Origin of the sequence: Streptomyces auratus, from assembly GCF_050433025.1 — a bacterium.
Taxonomy (GTDB): Bacteria; Actinomycetota; Actinomycetes; order Streptomycetales; family Streptomycetaceae; genus Streptomyces; species Streptomyces sioyaensis.
This window is the reverse complement of sequence record NZ_JBNGCB010000001.1, coordinates 572,436-592,626: the sequence shown is the minus strand read 5'-3', so window position 1 is coordinate 592,626 and position 20,191 is coordinate 572,436. Positions and strand designations below refer to the sequence as shown.

Below are 20,191 nucleotides of genomic sequence, written 5' to 3'. Positions count from 1 at the left end.
CCCATGACGTCTTCGAAGAAGGGCCGCGCCGCGGCGCTGCCGCAGGAGCTGCAGGAAGCACTGCGCCGCCGCCTGGCGGGGCAGACCGGCGGACCGGCCGCAAAGGCCCGCGAGACCATCCCCCGGGCGGACCGGTCCGAGCCGCTGCCGCTCTCCTTCGCCCAGCAGAGCCTGTGGTTCCTCGACCAGCTCCGGCCCGGCGACTGCCGCTACAACAGCGCGGTCGCGCTGCGGCTGACCGGCGGCCTGGACCGGGCCGCGCTGTCCGGGGCGCTGGACGCCGCGCTGGAGCGCCACGAGGCGCTGCGGACCACGTTCGACGACATCGACGGCCGGCCCGTGCAGACCGTGCACCCGGCCGCTCCGGTGCCGCTATCGGTCAGCGATCTGACGCACAATCAGGATCATGAAGGCGATCCGGGCGCGGACGAGCCCGGCCGGCGCCACGCGGCGCTGGACGAGCTGCTGCTGACGGAGTACTCCCGCCCGTTCGACCTGCGCACCGGGCCGCTGCTGCGAGCCCTGCTGGTGCGCCTGGCCGCCGACGAGCACGTCCTGCTGCTCACCGCGCACCACATCGTCACCGACGGCTGGTCCATGGGCGTCCTGCTGGACGAACTGTGCACGCTCTACGACGCCCTGGCCCACGGTGAGACGCCCGCGCTCGCACCCGTGGCGACCCAGTACCCGGACTACGCCGTCTGGCAGCGCGGCCGGCTGACCGGCGCCCTGCTCGCCGAGCAACTCTCCTACTGGACCAAGCAGCTGGACCGGGCCGCGCCGCTGGAGCTGCCGCTCGACCGTCCCCGCAGCGGCGCGGAGTCCGGAGGCGGCGCGGTCCACGAGTTCCGCGTCCCGCCGCGGACCACGGCCGGTCTGCGCCAGCTGGCGGCCGAGCAGCACACCACCCTGTTCACCGCGCTGATCGCGGCCTGCCAGGCGCTCTTCGCCCGCTGGTCGGGGCAGGACGACATCAGCGTCGGCTCGCTGACGCCCGGGCGCGGCCGCACCGAACTGGAGCGCGCGGTCGGCTTCTTCGTCAACACCGTCGTGCTGCGCTGCCCGGTCGACACCGCCCGCCCCTACCGCGACCTGCTGGACACCGCGGCCGGCACCGTCCTCGACGCCTTCGCCCATGACGACACCCCCTTCGAGCGGCTGGTGGAGGCCGTGGGGGCGGAACGCCAGGCGGGCCGCAACCCGCTCTTCGACGTCATGGTGCTGCTGCACCCCGCCCCGCCCGAGGCCCCCGGCCTGCGCGGGCTGACCGCCGAGAACGTCACCGTGCCCCGCCAGGCCGCCACCTTCGATCTGAGCGTCGAGTTCGTCCCCGACGGCGAGGGGCTGACCGGCCTCCTGGAGTACCGCACCGATCTGTTCGAGGCCTCGACGGTGGCGCGGATGGCCGAGCAACTGCTGCTCCTGCTCGACGGCGTGACCGCCGAACCGGACCGCCCGCTGGGCGAGCTGTCCCTGCTCTCGGCGCGCGAGCGGCGGCGACTGACCACCGAGTGGAACGACACCGCGCTCCCCGTCACCCCCGCCACCTACCCCGAGGTGTTCCAGGCGCAGACGGCCCGCACCCCGCACGCCACGGCCCTGGTCGCCGGCGACACCACGCTCGACTACGCCGCGCTCAACGCCCGCGCCAACCGGCTGGCCCACCACCTCATCGACCGCGGCGCGGGCCCCGAACAGCTCGTCGCGCTGCGGCTGCCGCGCACCGCCGACATGGTCGTGGCGATCCTCGCCGTCCTCAAGTCCGGCGCCGGATACCTGCCCCTCGACCCCGAACTTCCCGCCGAGCGGCTGGACTTCCTGCTGGCGGACGCCCGGCCGCTGCTGGTGCTCGACGAGGCGGCGCTGCGCGAGGTGCCCGCGTCGGCGCGCGCGAGCGACCCCACCGACGCCGACCGCCGCACCCCGCTGCTCCCCGGCCACCCCGCCTACGTCATCTACACCTCCGGCTCCACCGGCCGCCCCAAGGGGGTGGCCGTGGCCCACCGGTGCCTGACGAACCTGCTCGCCGGCCACCGCTACGGCTTCGTCGCCGCGGCCGGCGGCGGCCCGCTGCGGGTGGCCCTGACCGCGTCGTTCTCCTTCGACACGTCGTTGGAGGGCGTGCTGCTGATGGCCGACGGCCACCGGCTGCACCTGGTCGACGAGGCGACCCGGCTCGACCCGGCCGCCCTGGTCGAGTACGTCGTCGCCCACCGCATCGACTTCCTCGACCTGACCCCCTCCTACCTGCGCCAGCTGCTGCCCGCCGGACTGCTCACCGACCCCCGCCACCACCCCCGGCTGCTGATGCTGGGCGGCGAGGCGGTCGGCCCCGACCTGTGGCGGGAGCTGTCGGCGCTGCCCGACGTCGCCGCGTACAACTTCTACGGCCCCACCGAGTGCACCGTCGACGCGCTGGCCTGCCGCATCGAGGGCACCGGGCGGCCCGTGGTGGGGCGGCCGCTGGCCAACGTCCGCGCCCATGTCCTCGACCACCGGCTCCAGCCGGTGCCGCCCGGCGTCGGCGGCGAGCTCTACCTGGCGGGCGACCAGGTCGCGCGCGGCTATCTGCACCGGCCCGGACTGACAGCCGCCCGGTTCGTGGCGGACCCGTTCGGTCCGCCCGGCAGCCGGATGTACCGCACCGGCGACCTCGCCCGCTGGACGGCCGACGGACGGCTCGACTACCTCGGCCGCGCCGACGACCAGGTCAAGATCCGCGGCCACCGCATCGAACCGGGCGAGATCGAGGCGGCCCTGCGGGCGCTGCCGGCCGTCGCCGAGGCGGCCGTCGTCGCCGTCGACGACGTGCACGGCCACGCCCGGCTCGCCGCCTACGTGACGCCCGCCACCCAGGCCGGGCCGCCCGCCGCCGCCGAGCTGCGGGCCGCGCTCCAGCGCACCCTGCCCGGCCCCATGGTGCCCGCCGCCTTCGTCGTCCTCGACGTCCTGCCGCTGAACAGCAGCGGCAAGCTGGACCGCCGCGCGCTGCCCGCCCCCGACCTCGACACGGCCGCGCGCGAGCGGGAGTTCGTGGCGCCGCGCACCCCTGCCGAGCGGACGCTGGCCGGGATCTGGTCCGCGGTGCTCGGCGTCGCGCAGGTGGGCGCCGACGACAACTTCTTCGAGCTGGGCGGCGATTCGATCCTCAGCATCCAGGCGGTCTCCCGGGCCCGCGCCGCCGGCCTGCACCTGACCTCCCGGGACGTCTTCCAGCACCAGACCGTCGCCGAACTGGCCGCCGCCGTGGACCAGCGCAGCGCCCCGGCCCCCGTGCCCCGGCAGCCGGAGGCGACCGGCCCGGCCCCGCTCACCCCCATCCAGGAGTGGTTCTTCGCCACCCACGGGCCGCTGCGGCACTTCACCATGTCGATGCTGCTCGACCTGCCCCGCGACCTCGACCAGGACGCCCTGGAGCGGGCCCTGCACGCCGTGGCCGCCCACCATCCGGCGCTGCGCACCCGGTTCGTCCGTACCGGCGACACCTGGCGCCAGCACCCCGGTGCTCCCGTCGCCCCCGGCCTGCTGACCCGGCACGCCCCGTCCGGGACCACCGGCGCCGCACGGGACGCCGCCCGCACCGCGGCGGCCGACGCCGCCCGCGCGGCCCTCGACCTGACCACCGGCACCCTGCTGCGCGCCGTCCTGTTCCCCCCGAACTCCGGCGACCGGCCCCAGCTGTTCCTGACGGCCCATCACCTCGCGGTGGACAGCGTCTCCTGGCGCATCCTGCTCGCCGACCTGGAGCGCGCCTACCACCAGGCCGCCGCCGACGAGCCGGTCCAACTGGAGCCCGCCACCACACCGTTCACCACCTGGGCCACCGTCCTCTCCCGCCACGTACGGGACGGCGGCCTGGACGACGACCTGGCCTACTGGCGCACCGAGAGCGAGGCGCCGCGCACCCCGCTGCCGGCCGACCGCCCCGGCACCCCGCTCGCCGGGTCCGCCCGCACCGTCCGCGCGCGCCTGGACCGCGACACCACCGAGGCCCTGCTGCGCCGGGTCCCCGGCGTGTACCGGACCCAGATCAACGATGTGCTGCTCAGCGCGGTCGGCCGGGTGCTCGCCGACTGGGCGGGCACGGACCGGGTGACGGTGGCCCTGGAGGGGCACGGCCGTGAGGAGCTCCACGAGGCGGCAGGCGACGGCGCCGATCTGTCCCGGACCGTCGGCTGGTTCACCACCCAGTACCCCGTGACGCTCACCCTGGCCGGCCCACCGCACGAGCCGGACTGGGGCGGCACGCTCAAGGCGGTCAAGGAGCGGCTGCGCGCCGTCCCCCGGCGCGGTCTCGGCTACGAGGCGCTCGCCCGCCTGGGCTCACCCGACCCGGCCGCCGGCGCCCTGCGCGCACTGCCCCTGCCCCAGGTCTGCTTCAACTACCACGGCCAGTGGGAGAGCGCGCACGACGGCGACTTCACCCCCGCCGGTGCGGCCCCCGGCCGCGACCTGGCCGCCGATGAGGTGCTCGACCACCTGCTGGACATCTCGGCCGTGGTGGCCGACGGCGTCCTGGAAATCACCTGGCACTACAGCGACCAGGTGCACGACGAGAGCACCGTCCGGAACCTGGCGGACGGCACGGTCCGCGCGCTGACCGCCCTCGCCGCCCACTGCGCCCGGCCGGACAACGGCGGCCGCACCCCCTCCGACTTCCCGCTGGCCCGCCTCGACCAGGCCGGCGTGGACCGGCTGGCCGGCGACGGCCGCGCCGTCGAGGACATCTATCCGCTGACCCCGCTCCAGGAGGGCATGCTCTTCCACCGCCTGGTGGGCGGCGCGGACGACGTGTACCTCGACCAGGCCACCCTGCTGCTCGAAGGGGTCGCCGACCCGCGGGCGTTCGCCCGGGCCTGGCAGCGGGTGGCCGACCGGACACCGGTGCTGCGCACCTCGGTCGTCTGGGAGGGCGTGCCCGTACCGCTCCAGCTCGTGCACCGCCGGGCGACCGTGCCCGTCGTCCACCTCGACTGGCGCGCACTCGACGAGGACCAGCGCACGGCCGAACTCGCCCGGCTCCAGGCCGAGGACCTGGAGCGCGGCCTGGACCTGGGCACCCCACCGCTGATGCGGCTCACCCTGATCCAGCTGCCCGGCGGAGTCCTGCGGCTGCTGTGGACCTCGCACCATCTGATCCTGGACGGCTGGAGCCTGGCCCAGGTGCTGACCGAGGTCTGCGAGGAGTACGCCGCGCTCGTCGCCGGCCACGAACCGGCGCCGCCCGCCCGCCGTCCCTTCGGCGACTACGTCCGCTGGCTGTCGGGCCGGGACGGCCGCGCGGCCGAGGAGCACTGGCGCGCCGTCCTCGCCGGTTTCGCCACCCCGACGCCGCTGCCCTGCGACCGCCCGCCCCGGGAGGCCCACCGGGCCCGCTCCGCCGAGGTGCTGACGGTGAGCCTGCCCGTCGAGCGCTCCGCGGAGCTGCTGGGCACCGCCCGGCGCGCCGGACTGACCCTCAACACGGTGGTGCAGGGCGCCTGGGCACTGCTGCTGGCCCGCTACAGCGGAGAGCCGGACGTGGTGTTCGGCACCACCGTCTCCGGCCGCCCGGACACCCTGCACGGCGTCGAGTCGATGGTCGGGATGTTCATCAACACCCTGCCCACCCGGGTACGGGTCGACGGGCACCGCACCGCCGTCGGCTGGCTGCGAGAGCTCCAGGACGCCCAGTCCGAGTCCCGGCGCTTCGAGGCCGTCTCGCTGGCGCAGCTCGCCGCGTTCAGCGACGTACCGGCCGGCACCGCACTGTTCGACAGCATGGTCGCCTTCGAGAACTACCCCTTCGACGAGGCCCGGACCTCCGGCGCCGGGGTGCGCCTCGCGCAGGTCACCTCCCGGGACGCAACCAACTTCCCGCTGGTGCTGCGCGCCCACCACAGCGACCGCCTCGGCTTCGACCTCGCCTACGACCCCGACCTCTTCGATCCCGCCACCGTCCGCGCGCTCGCCGACCGGCTGTGCCTGCTGCTCGCGGAGCTCGCCGCCGACATGGACCGCCCGCTGCGCGAGCTGGCGTGGACGACCGCCGAGGAACGCCGCCGGATGCTGGTCGACTGGAACGGCACCGAGCACGGCCGTCCCGAGGCGACCCTGGTCGACCTCTTCGCGTCGCAGGCCGCCCGTACCCCCGACGCCACCGCCGTGACCTGCGCCGGCGTCACTCTCTCGTACGCCGAACTCGACGCGCGGGCGGGCCGGCTGGCCCACCGGCTGGCCGAGTACGGCGCCGGTCCCGAGCGCTTCGTGGCGCTCGCCCTGCCCCGCTCGGCGGACCTGATCGTGGCGATCGTGGCGGTGCTGAAGACCGGCGCCGCCTACCTCCCCGTCGACCCCGAGCTCCCCGGCGGCCGCATCGCCCACCTGCTCACCGACGCCACCCCGGCCCTGCTGGTGACCACCACCGCCGTCGCCGGGCGGCTCCCCGAGGCGGACGTCCCCCGGCTGCTGCTCGACGATCCCGCGGTCCGCGACGACCTGGCCGAACGCCCCGCCACCGGCCCGGAAACCGCCCGCCGCCCGCTGCCGGAGTCGCCCGCCTACACCATCTACACCTCGGGCTCCACCGGCCTGCCCAAGGGCGTGGTCGTCCCGCACGCCAACGTGGTGCGGCTGTTCTCCCGCACCCGCCACTGGTTCGGCTTCGACGAGCACGACGTGTGGACGCTCTTCCACTCCTACGCCTTCGACTTCTCCGTCTGGGAGATCTGGGGCGCGCTGCTGCACGGCGGCCGGCTCGTCGTCGTCCCGCACGACACCGCCCGCGCCCCCGAGGAGTTCCTGCGCCTGCTGGCGGACGAACGGGTCACCGTGCTCAACCAGACGCCCTCCGCGTTCTACCCCCTGATGCGCGCGGACGCCGAACACCCCGACCTCAGCGCCCGCCTGAGCCTGCGCACGGTGATCTTCGGCGGCGAGGCGCTGGACCTGGCACGGCTGGCCGACTGGTACGAGCGGCACCCCGACACCGCACCCGCCCTGGTCAACATGTACGGCATCACCGAGACCACCGTGCACGTCTCCTACGCCCCGCTCGACCGCGCCACCGTGACCGGAGCCACCGCCAGCGCCATCGGCTCCGGCCTCCCCGACCTGCGCGTCCATGTCCTCGACGGCGACCTCGCCCCGGTGCCGCACGGCGCCGTCGGCGAGCTGTACGTGGCGGGGGAGGGCCTGGCCCGCGGCTATCTGCACCGCCCCGGCCTGACCGCCACGCGGTTCGTCGCCCACCCCTTCGGCCCGCCCGGCACCCGGATGTACCGGACCGGCGACCGGGCCCGGTGGCGGGCCGACGGCACCCTGGAGTACCTCGGCCGCGCCGACCAGCAGGTCAAGATCCGCGGGTTCCGCATCGAACTCGGCGAGATCGAGGCCGCGTTGCACGCCCACCCCGGCATCGGCGCGGCCGTGGTGGACGTCCGCGAGGACACCCCCGGCGTGCGGCGGCTGGTCGCCCACGTCGTGGGCGCGGGCCAGGACGCCCCGCCGCCCGCCGCCGTACTGCGTGCCCACCTGGAGCAGACCCTGCCCGCACACATGGTGCCGGCCGCCTATGTCGCCCTGGACGCGCTGCCACTGACCGTCAACGGCAAGCTCGACCGCCGGGCGCTGCCCGCCCCCGGCCCGGACGGCTACGCCGCCGGCGCGGACCGCACCGCCCCGCGCACCGAGGCGGAGCGCCTCGTGGCCCGGGTGTGGGCCGAGGTGCTGGACGCCGGGGACGTGGGCGCGGAGGACAACTTCTTCGCGCTGGGCGGCGACTCGATCCTCGCCATCCGCGTCACCTCCCGGCTGCGCGCCGCCCTCGGTGCCGAGGTCTCGCCCCGGCTGCTGTTCACCCGGCCGACGGTGGCCGCGCTGGCAGCCGCCCTGCCCGGTCCGGCTGAGGTCCGCCCGGCGGCGGCCGACGCGATACCGGTGGCCGACCGCGCCGCCGCGGTGCCGCTGTCCTTCGCCCAGCAGCGCCTGTGGTTCCTGGACCGCTTCGAGCCGGACAGCACCGAGTACCTGACCTTCTTCGTCCTGCGGCTCGGCGGCCCCCTCGACCAGGCCGCCCTGCGCACCGCCCTGGACGCCCTGGTGGCCCGGCACGAACCGCTGCGTACCACCTTCGCCGAACAGGACGGCCACGCCCACCAGCACGTGCACGCCCCCGCTCCGGTGGACCTGCCGCTGCACGACCTGTCGGCCCTCGCGCCGCAGGCCCGCCGCGGCGCGCTCGACGACCTGCTGGCACGCGACGGCGCCACCCCCTTCGACCTGGGCACCGGACCGCTGCTGCGCACCCGGCTGATCCGCCTCGCCGCCGACGAGCACATGCTGACCCTGGCCATGCACCACATCGTCACCGACGGCTGGTCCACCGCCGTGCTCGGCCGGGATCTGGGCGAGCTGTACGCGGCGGCCCGGCACGACCGCCGCCCGGACCTGCCCCCGCTGCCCGTCCAGTACGCCGACTACGCGGTCTGGCAGCGCGCGCGGACCCACCAGGCAGACGAGCAACTCGCCTACTGGAAGACCCAGTTGGACGGTGTCGCCCCGCTGGAGCTGCCGACCGACCGGCCGCGGCCGGCCGTCCGGACCAAGAACGGCGCCCTGCTGGAGTTCGCGCTGCCCGCCGGGCTGACCGAGCGGCTGCGGGAGACCGGCCGCGGCGCCGACGCCACCCTCTACATGACGCTGCTCGCGGCCTGCCAGGTCCTCCTCGCCCGCTGGGCCGACCAGGAGGACATCGCGGTCGGCACCGTCGCCTCCGGACGCGAACGCCCCGAACTGGAGCACCTGGTCGGGATGTTCGTGAACACCCTGGTGCTGCGCAGCCGGGTGTCCGCGGACCGCCCGTTCAGCGCCCTGCTGGCGGAGGTGCGCTCCACCGTGCTGGACGCCTTCGCCCACCAGGACGTGCCCTTCGAACGGCTCGTGGACGTCCTCCAGCCGGAGCGGGACACCAGCCGCACCCCCCTGTTCCAGGTCATGGTCGCGCTGCACAACCTGGGCGGCGAGGCCCCGCGGCTGGAGGGCCTGGACGTCGAGACCGTCCAGCCGCCGGTCCGCCACGCCTCCTTCGACCTCGGCTTCGACTTCGTCGAGCGCGACGGCGGCCTCACCGCGTTCGTGGAGTACAACACCGACCTCTTCGACGCGGCCACCGTGCGGCGGATGACCGGCCGGCTGCGGCTGCTGCTGGAGGCGGTCGCGGAGGACCCCGGACGGGCGGTGGGCGAACTGCCGCTGCTGTCCGCCCCGGAGCGCCGGCAGGTGCTGGAGGAGTGGCAGGGCGAGCCGCTGCCCGTACCGGACACCACCTTCCCCGAGCTCTTCGAGGCCCAGGCCGCCCGCACCCCGCACGCCACCGCCCTGGTGGCCCGGGACGCCACCCTGGACTTCGCCACCCTGAACACCCGCGCCAACCGGCTGGCCCACCACCTCATCGGCCTCGGCGCCGGCCCGGAGCGGGTGGTCGCCGTCCGGCTGCCGCGCACCTCGGACATGGTGGTGGCGCTGCTCGCCGTCCTCAAGGCGGGCGGCACCCAGCTCTCCCTGGACCCGGACCTGCCCGAGGACCGCATCGCGTTCCTGCTCGCGGACGCCGCGCCGCAGACCGTCGTGACCGCCGACACGCTGCGCGACGCCCCGCTGGACGGGCTGCCCACCCACAACCCCACCGACGCCGACCGGATCGCGCCGCTGTGCGGTGCCCACACCGCGTACCTCAACTACACCTCGGGCTCCACCGGCCGGCCCAAGGGCGTCGCCGTCGAACACCGCCAGCTGGTCAACCTCTGCCACGACCATCGGGCCGGGCTCGTCGCCCCGCACACCACCGGGGGAGAGCAACTGCGCTTCGCGCTCAGCGCCGCCTTCTCCTTCGACACCTCGTGGGAAGGCCCGTTGCTGCTGGCGCTGGGCCAGCAGGTCCACCTCATCGACGAGGACGTCCGCCTGGACCCGGCCGCGTTCGTCGGGCAGATCGCCGCACAGCGCCTGGACGTCGTCGATGTGACACCGACCTTCCTGCACGAGCTGCTGGCCGCCGGTCTGTTCACCGGCGAGGGCCACCGTCCACGCCTCCTCATGGTGGGCGGCGAGGCCATCGGCACGCCGCTGTGGCGGGAGCTGCGGGAGACCGACGGCCTCACCGCGTACAACGTCTACGGCCCCACCGAGTGCACCGTCGACGCCGTCTACGGCCGCTTCACCGACCACGCCGAGCGGCCCGTCATCGGCCGGCCGGGCCACAACCTGCGCGCCTATGTGCTCGACGGGCGGCTGCAGCCGGTGCCGGCCGGGGTACCGGGCGAGCTGTATCTGGCCGGTGCCCAGGTGGCCCGCGGCTACCGGGGGCGGCCCGGGCTCACCGCCGAGCGCTTCGTCGCCGACCCGTTCGGCCCGCCCGGCACCCGCATGTACCGCACCGGCGACCGCGCGCGCCACGACGCGCAGGGGCTGCTGGAGTTCCTGGGGCGCACCGACGACCAGGTCAAGATCCGCGGCTTCCGTATCGAGCCAGGCGAGATCGAGGCGGCCCTCCTGGCCCACCCCGAGGTCGCGGACACCGTGGTGGTGGCGCGGGAAGACGACGGCCGGGCGCGGCTGGTGGCCTATGTGGTCCCCACCGGGGAGCGGACACCCCCGGCCGAGGAACTGCGGGTCCGGCTGCGCCGCACGCTGCCGGACTACATGGTCCCCGCGGCGTTCGTCGCGCTGGAGCGGGTGCCGCGGACCAGCAGCGGCAAGACCGACCGGCGCGCCCTGCCCGCGCCCCCGGCGCAGCCGGACACCGCGACGCACCACGTGGCGCCGCGCAACGACACCGAGACCCGCCTCGCCGGCATCTGGGCGGAGGTGCTCGGCATCACCCGCGTCGGCGTCGAGGACAACTTCTTCGCCCTCGGCGGCGACTCGATCCTCAGCATCCAGATCGTCTCCCGGGCTCGCCGGGCCGGCCTCGCCCTCACCTCCAAGGACGTCTTCCGCCACCAGACGATCGCGGAACTCGCCCTGCGCACCGACGCCGTGACCCCGCCGCCCGCCGACGCCGTCCCGGCCCCGGCCGGACCGGCACCGCTCACCCCCATCCAGCACTGGTACCTGGACGACCGGCGGCCCGGCGACGCGCTGCGCTTCACCATGACCCAGCGGCTGGAACTGGCCCCGGACAGCGCGGAAGAGGCGCTGCGGCAGGCGGCCGGTGCCCTGGTCGCCCAGCATGAGGCGCTGCGCACCCGCTTCCGCCGCACCGACGGCACCTGGCACCAGGAAGTGCTGCCCACCGCCCCCGGCGAGGTCTTCACCCGGCACGACCTGACCGGACTCGACGAGCCGGCCCAGGAGGCGGCCGTCCAGCGCGCGGCCACCGCCGCACAGAGCGCCCTCGACCCCACCGAGGGCCGGGTCGTACAGGTCCTGTACTTCGACCGCGGGCCCGGCCTCCCCGCCCAACTCCTGCTCACCGTCCACCACTTGGCGATCGACGGGGTGTCCTGGCGCATCCTGCTCGGCGACCTGGAAACCGCCTACGGCCACGCCGCCGCCGGGCGGCCGGCCTGCCTGCCCCAGGCGAGCAGCGGCTACGGTCACTGGGCGGCCCGCCTGGCACAGCACACCCGCTCCGGCGCCCTCGACGGCGACCTGGCGTACTGGACCCGCACCTGTGCGGCCCCCGCCGGCCTCCCCACCGACCGGGAGGGCAGCAACACCCACGGCGAGGCCGCCACCCTCACCGTCCGCCTGGGCCGCACCGAGACACACGCCCTGCTGCGCCAGGTCCCCGACGTCTACCGCACCCAGGTCAACGACGTCCTGCTGAGCGCCCTCGGCCGCACCCTGGCCCGCTGGAGCGGCCAGGACACCGTGCTCCTCGGCGTCGAGGGACACGGCCGCGAGGACCTCTTCGACGACCTGGACCTGTCGCGCACCGTCGGCTGGTTCACGGCCGAATTCCCGCTCGCCCTGACCGTCGCCCCCGACGCGGACTGGCGCGAGACCGTACGGTCCGTCAAGGAGCAGCTGCGCGCCGTCCCGCTGCGCGGCCTGAGCTACGGCGCCCTGCGCCACCTCGGCCGGCCGGGCCCGCTGCACGGAGCCCCGGCGCCGCAGATCGGCTTCAACTACCACGGCCAGTGGGACCTCGCGTCCGGCACCGAGTCGGACGGCGGCGGACTCTACCGCGCCGCCCTGCCGCCGGCCGGCGCGGACACCGACCCCGACGAGGAGCGCACCTACCTGCTCGACGTGACGGGCGTCGTCCAGGACGGCCGGCTCGAACTCGGCTGGACCTACTCGCCCGCGCGCTACGACGAGTCCACCGTGCGCCGCCTCGCCGAGGACACCGCCGCGGCGCTGGGCGAGATCGTCGCGCACTGCGCCCGGCCGGACACCGGCGGCCGCACCCCGTCCGACTTCCCGCTCGCCGGGCTCGACCAGCGCCAGGTGGACCTGGTCGCGGGCGACGGACAGCACGTCGCGGACATCCACCCGCTCACCCCGCTCCAGGCCGGCATGCTCTTCCACGGGCTGGTCGACGAGGCGGGCGCCTACTTCGACCAGATGGCCCTGCGGATCTCCGGGGTCGCCGATCCGCAGGCGTTCGCCGCGGCCTGGCAGACCGTCGCCGACCACACGCCGGCGCTGCGCAGCAGCGTCCACTGGCAGGGCCTGCCCCACCCGGTGCAGGTCGTGCACCGCCACGCCGTCCTGCCCGTCGTCCACCACGACTGGCGGACCCTGACCCCCGACGAGCGCGAGCGCGCGCTCGCGGAACTGCTCGCCGCGGACCGGGCGGCCGGCCTGGACGTGACCCGTGCACCGCTGAGCCGGATCGCGGTGGCGGCGCTGCCCGGCGACGAGATCGTGCTGGTGTGGTCCTCGCACCACCTGATGCTCGACGGCTGGAGCACCGGAGCGCTCTTCGCCGACGTGTGCGCGCAGTACGCGGCGGCCGTCGAGGGCACTACCGTCCGGCCGCCGGCCCGCCGCCCGTTCCGGGAGTTCCTGCACTGGCTGGCCGAGCAGGACGAGGAGGAGGCCGAGCGGCACTGGAGGGACACCCTCGCCGGGTTCACCGCCCGCACCCCGCTGCCTTACGACCGGCCACCCGTCGAGGCGCACCGCGCCCGCTCGGGCGCCCTGGTGCACCTGGAGCTCACCCCCGAGACCTCCGAGCGGCTGCGCTGCACGGCCCGGCGGAGCGGACTGACCGTCAACACCGTGGTTCAGGGTGCCTGGGCGCTGTTGCTGGCCCGCTACAGCGGCCGCCAGGACGTGGTGTTCGGCACCACGGTCTCCGGCCGCCCGGCCGAACTGCCGGGGGTGGAGGCCATGGTCGGCATGTTCATCAACACCGTCCCGACGCGCGCCGTGATCGACCCTTCCCAGGGCGTGCTGCCGTGGCTGCGCGGCCTCCAGGAGCAGCAGAGCGACTCCCGCCGCTTCGACTTCGTCTCGCTCGCCCGCATCCAGTCCCTCAGCGAACTCCCCTCGGGCGAGGCGCTGTTCGACAGCATGGTGGTCTTCGAGAACTACCCCTTCGACGAGGCCGCCGCCACCGGTGCGGGCATCCGCATCCAGGACGTGCGCGCCGAGGACGCCACCACCTTCCCGCTGTGCCTGCGCGCCTACCTGGACGACCGCCTCGGCTTCGACCTCGCCTACGACGGGACGCTGTTCGACCGGGAGACGGTGCAGCGAGCCGCGGACCGCCTGGAGACCCTGCTGACCGCGGTCGCCGACGGCACCGACCGGCGCCTGGACGACCTCGGCCTGCTCACCGACGCCGACCGCGCGGTACTGCGCCGGTGGAACACCCCCGCCCGCCACGCCCGGGCCGGCTCGCCGGTGTACCGGTTCGCCGCACAGGTGCGCCGTACCCCGGACGCGATCGCGCTCACCGACGACGGCCTGGACGTGACGTACCGTCAGCTCGCCGACTGGTCGGACCGGGTGGCCCACCGGCTGCTGGCCGGCGGCCTGGCCCCCGAGGACCGGGTCGCCCTGCTCATGGACCGCTCGGCCGCGCTCGTGGTCGCCCAGCTGGCGGTGCTCAAAGCGGGCGGCGCCTATCTGCCCGTGGACGGCCGGGCCCCCGCGGAACGCCGCCGGATGCTGCTCGACCAGGCGGGAGCGACGGCCCGGCTGACCGCCGAGGAGGTCACCGCCGCGCGGACCGCCGGCCCCGCCGCGGCGCAGGCGCTGCTGCCGCCCGCCGACCCGGACCGGCTGGCGTACGTGATGTTCACCTCCGGGTCGACCGGCACCCCCAAGGCCGTCGGGGTGCGCCACCGGGACGTGGCGGCGCTCGCCACCGACAGCCGGTTCGCCGGCCCCGACTTCGCCCGGGTGCTGCTGCACTCGCCGGTGGCCTTCGACGCCGCCACCTTCGAGGTCTGGGCGCCGCTGCTGAACGGCGGCCGGATCGTGGTCGCCCCGCCCGGCACGGTGGACGCGGCCCTCCTGCGGCGGCTGGCCGCCGGGGGAGAGCTGACGGCGCTGTGGCTGACGGCCGGGCTGTTCCGGTTGCTGTCCCAGGACGCGCCGGACTGCTTCGCGGGGCTGCGCCAGGTGTGGACCGGCGGCGACGTCGTACCGGCCGCCGCCGTGCGCAGGGCGCTGTCCGCCTGCCCGGACCTGTCCGTCGTGGACGGCTACGGCCCGACCGAGACCACGACCTTCGCGACGTCCTTCGCCATGACCGACGCCGCCGCAGTCCCCGCCGCGGTGCCGATCGGCCACCCGCTGGACGACATGCGCGTCCACATCCTCGACTCCCGGATGCGCCCCGTGCCGCCGGGCACCGCGGGCGAACTCTGCCTGGCCGGCGAGGGGGTGGCCCGCGGCTACCTCGGCCGCCCCGGGGCCACCGCGGAGCGCTTCGTCGCGGATCCGTCCGGCCCGCCCGGCGCCCGGATGTACCGCACCGGGGACCTCGCCCGCCGACGGCCCGACGGCACCGTGGAGTTCCTCGGCCGCGCCGACGACCAGGTCAAGATCCGGGGCTTCCGCGTCGAACCCGGCGAGGTGGAGGCGGCACTGGCCGCCCACCCGGCCGTCGCGGACGTGGCCGTGGTGGCCCGCGAACACCGGCCCGGAGCCAAGCGCCTGGTCGCCTACGTGGTCGGCCACGACGGGCTCGACACCGAGGAGCTGCGCGGATACGCCCGCGACACGCTGCCCGACTACCTCGTCCCGACGGCGTTCGTCCCCCTGGCGGCGCTGCCGCTGAGCGGCAACGGCAAGGTGGACCGCGCGGCACTGCCCGCGCCGGCCGCCGGAACGGACCGGCCGGAGCCGGTCGCCCCGCGCACCGAGGCCGAACGCCGCACCGCTCAGGTCTGGGCCGAGGTGCTCGGTGTGGCACGGGTCGGGAGGGCGGACGACTTCTTCGAGCTGGGCGGCGACTCGATCCTGAGCATCCGGCTCGCCTCCCGGCTGGCGGAGGCGTTCGGCACCGAGCTGACCCCGCGGGCCGTGTTCACCCACCCGACCCCGGCCGCCCTCGCCGCGCTGCTCACGGCGGCGGAGGAGCCCGCCGAGGAGGGCGGCGCCCTCACCCCGGTGGACCGGGACACCCCGCTGCCGCTGTCCTTCGCCCAGCAACGCCTCTGGTTCCTCGACGCGTTCACGCCGGAGAGCACCGAGTACGTCACCCCGCTCGCCCTGCGGCTGCGCGGCCGGCTCGACACCGCCGCGCTCGCCGCGGCCCTGACGGCGCTGGTGGCCCGGCACGAGTCGCTGCGGACCACCTTCGACAGCGTGGACGGCCGGGGCGTCCAGATCGTCCACCAGCCGCGGGAGGTCCCGCTGCCGCTGCGAGACCTGTCGTCCCTGCCCGCCGCCGACCGCACGGCCGCGCTGGACCGGTTGCTGGCCGAGGAGCGCACCCGCCCCTTCGACCTGCGCCGCGGCCCGCTGCTGCGCGCCGGACTGGTCCGGCTCGCGGACGACCACCACGTACTGACTCTGACGCTGCATCACATCATCACCGACGGCTGGTCGACCGGCGTACTCACCGGCGACCTGTCGCACCTCTACCGGGCCGCGCTGCACGGCACGACGGCCGAGCTGCCCCCGCTCCCGGTGCAGTACGCCGATGTCGCCCACTGGCAGCGGACGGCACGTACCGGCCCGGCCGCCGAGGACCAACTGCGCTACTGGAAGGAGCGGTTGACCGGAGTCGAGCCGCTTCAGCTGCCCGCCGACCGGCCGCGCCCGCCCGTGCAGACCAGAAACGGCGCGACCACCGGCCTCGTCCTGCCCCCGGAGACGGCCCACCGCTTGAAGGAGTTCGGCCGGACCCGGCAGACCACCCTGTTCATGACGCTGGTCGCCGCGGCCCAGGCCCTCTTCGCGCGGCTGTCCGGCCAGCAGGACATCGCGGTCGGCACCGTCACCTCGGGCCGCGACCGCGCCGAGACCCAGCGGCTGATCGGCTTCTTCGTCAACACCCTGGTCCTGCGGTCGACGGTCGACCCCGCACAGGACTTCCCCGCGTTCCTGGCGGACGTCCGCGACACCGTGCTGGATGCCTTCGCGCACCAGGACGTGCCGTTCGAGCAGGTGGTGGACGAGGTCCAGCCCGCCCGTGACACCAGCCGCACCCCGCTCTTCCAGGCCATGGTGGTGCTCCAGAACGCGCCCGGCGAGGCGATGGAGCTGCCCGGCCTCCAGGTGAGCGACATCGAATCGGACCGCGACGACGCCGCCTTCGACCTCACCCTGGAATTCGCCGAGACGGACTCCGGCGCCCTGCACGGCCTGCTCACCTACAACACCGACCTCTTCGACACCGCCACCGCCCGGCGGATGGCCGACCAGCTCACCACCCTGCTGACCGGTATCGCCGACGACCCCCACCGTCCGCTCGGCGCCCTGCCCCTGGCACCCGCCGACGCACTGCGGCGGATGCTCACCGACCGGCAGGGCGCCGTTCGCCCGGTGCCCCCGGCCACCCTGCCCGAGCTGTTCCAGCGGCAGGCCGACCGGACAGCCGGCGCGGTGGCTCTCGTACAGGGCACCCGCGAGCTGACCTTCGCCGAGCTGGACACCGCGGCCAACCGGCTGGCGCACCGGCTCATCGCCCAAGGCGTCGGCCCCGAGCGCCTGGTGGCCCTGGCACTGCCCCGCTCGGCCGAGATGGTGGTGGCACAGCTGGCCGTGGCGAAGGCCGGCGGCGCGTTCCTGCCCGTCGACCCCGCCTACCCGGCCGAGCGGCGGGACTTCATGGTGCGCGACTCCGCGGCAGCCGTGCTCCTCGACGACCCGGAGTCCGTCTGGTGTGCGGACGGCCCGGCCTCCGCACCCACCGACCAGGACCGCCGCGCGCCGCTGCGGACCGGCCACCCCGCCTACGTCATCTACACCTCCGGCTCGACCGGCACCCCCAAGGCGGTGGTCGTCACCCACGCCGGCCTGGCCGGCTTCGCCTCGGCCGCCGCGGCCCGGTACGACGTCCAACCCGGCGACCGGGTCCTCCAGTTCGCCTCGCCCAGCTTCGACGCCTCCGTCCTGGAGCTGAGCATCTCGCTGCTCGCGGGAGCGACGCTGATCGCGGGGGAGGAGGGGCCGCTGCTCGGCGAACGCCTCGCCCAGGTGCTCGCCGAGCGCCGGATCACCCACACCCTGATCCCGCCCGCGGCACTGGCCACCGTGCCGCCCGAGGCGGCCGGCACCCTGCCGGACCTGCGCACCCTGATCGTCGGCGCCGAGGCCTGCCCCGCCGATCTCGTGGCACGCTGGGCCCCCGGCCGCCGCATGATCAACTCCTATGGCCCCACCGAGGCCACCGTGGTCGCCACCTGGACCGATCCGCTGGTCCCGGAGGCGGTCGCGCCGCCCATCGGCCGCCCCGTCGACAACACCCGGGCCTACGTCCTGGACGCCGCCCTGCGCCCCGTACCGGTCGGTGTCACCGGCGAGCTGTACGTGGCCGGTGCCGGACTCGCCCGCGGCTACCTGGCCCGCCCGGGACTGACCGCGGCCCGCTTCGTCGCCGACCCGTTCGCCACTCCGGGCAGCCGGATGTATCGCACCGGCGACCTGGTGCGCTGGGGCGCCGACGGCGCACTCCGCTACGCCGGACGCGCCGACGACCAGGTCAAGGTGCGCGGCTTCCGCATCGAGCCCGGCGAGATCGAGAGCGCGCTGCGCCGCAGCCCCCAGGTACGCGACGCCGTGGTCGTCGTCCGCGCCACCGGCCCGGCCGGCCGGGCGGACACCGGCCCCGGGCGCCTGGTCGCTTACGTCGTCCCGGCTGGCGGGACGGCGCAGCCACTGCCCGTCCCGGCACTGCGCGACTTCCTGGCCGCAAGCCTCCCGCCGCACATGGTGCCGTCGGTGTTCGTCCCGCTGGCCGAACTGCCGCTGACCCCCAACGGCAAGACCGACCGCCGCGCCCTCCCCGACCCCGAGCCGGCGTCCGCCGCCACCGCCGGCCAGGTCGCGCCGCGCACCGACACCGAACGCCGGATCGCCCGGATCTGGGCCGATGTCCTCGGCCTCGACACGGTCGGGGCCGACGACAACTTCTTCGACCTGGGCGGCGACTCGATCCTCAGCATGCAGGTGGTCTCCCGGCTGCGCCGGGCCGGACTGCACCTGGCCACCAAGGACCTGTTCACCCACCAGACGGTGGCCGCACTGGCGGGCGTCGTCACCACCGAACCCGAGCGGTCCGACAACGGCCCGGTGACCGGCGACCTGCCCCTCACCCCCATCCAGGACTGGTTCTTCGCCACCCCCCGGGCCAACCCGCACCACTTCAACCAGTCGGCGCTGCTCGAACTGGACGGCGAGCCCGACCCCACGGCTCTGGAGGCGGCCCTGGCCGCGCTCCTGACCCACCATGACGCGCTCCGCATGCGGTTCACCGAGGACAGTGGCCGTCGGCGCCAGCACAACCCACCGCCGTCCCCCGACCCGCGCGTGCTGACCCGGCACGACCTGACCGGTCTGCCGTCCGACGAGGCCGACGCGGCCATGGAGAAGGCCGCCGACGACCTCCACTCGGGCTTCGACATCGGCCAGGGCCCGCTGCTGAAGGCGGCGCTGTTCACCGGCGGCACGGACCGCCCCACCTTCCTCTTCCTGGTGGCCCACCACCTGGTCGTCGACGGCGTGTCCTGGCGCATCCTCCTGGACGACCTGGAGACCGCCTACCAGCAGGCCGCACAGGGCCGGCCGGTGACCCTGGGCGAGCGGACCACAGCCTTCCGGGACTGGTCCCGCGCCCTGGCCGCGCACGTCGCCGAAGGGGGGCTGGACCACGAACTGCCGTACTGGGAGGACGCCGTGGCCCCCGCCCCGCTACCGGTCGACCACGACGGTGCCGCGCCGACCCGGCCGGCCCGCACGGTGACCGTGACGCTGGACGAGGCGGACACCACGGCGCTGCTTCGCGCGGCCCCCACCGCCTACCGCACCCGCATCAACGACGTCCTGCTGGCCGCACTCGCCCTGGCGCTGGCGCGCTGGACCGGCCGCGACCGCGTCTGCGTGGATCTGGAAGGACACGGCCGGGAGGACATCCTGGACGGGGTCGACCTCTCCCGTACGGTCGGCTGGTTCACCACCGTCTACCCGGTCGGCCTCCAGGTGCCCGACCCCGCGGACCTCGGCCCGTCACGGGACTGGCGCACCCTGGTCAAGTCGGTCCGGCGGCAACTGCGCGCCGTGCCCGGCAACGGGCTCGGCTTCGGTGCCCTGCGCACCCACGGCCCCGCCGAGGTGCGCGCCCGTCTGGAGCGCACCGGCCGCGGGCAGATCGTCTTCAACTACCTGGGCCAGTGGGACGCCCGGCCGGGCGGATCCGGCGGCGGACTCGTCCGCGCCGAGCACGGCTCCTTCGGCCAGGACCACGACCCGCGCGACGGCGGCTCCCATCTGCTGGAAGCGGTCGGCGCCGTGCAGAACGGGCGGCTCGCCTTCACCTGGCACTACCGCCCCGGCATCCACGAGGAAGCGACGGTACGAGCGGTCGCCGAGGACTTCGCCGAAGCACTGCGCCGGATCGCCCAGCACGCCCGGGACAGCGTATGAGCCCGGGGGAGACCGGCGGGACCACCCGTCACGCTCCCGGCCCCGGCGGTACACACCGCACACCCACTGCTGCGTTCCGCCGCACCCGTCTCCGTGCACCGGCTGCCGGAGACCCCTGAACGTCGTCGACTGCCCGCCCGGCGCACCGGACCGGACCTCC

General features: G+C 75.3%; 1 protein-coding gene. It reads left to right on the top strand.

From position 1 onward, the window contains the following. The first annotated feature begins 3 nt into the window (after positions 1-3). Positions 4-20,031 carry a non-ribosomal peptide synthase/polyketide synthase gene (locus BKA18_RS02455; protein ID WP_366047745.1) on the top strand — a complete coding sequence of 6,676 codons (20,028 nt, stop codon included), beginning with the start codon at positions 4-6 and terminating at the stop codon, positions 20,029-20,031. Positions 20,032-20,191: the final 160 nt, after the last annotated feature.

What these genes read in the sequence shown, in the direction of transcription:
- BKA18_RS02455 (WP_366047745.1), top strand. Translation starts at nt 4, where the DNA reads ATGACGTCTTCGAAGAAGGGCCGCGCCGCGGCGCTGCCGCAGGAGCTG.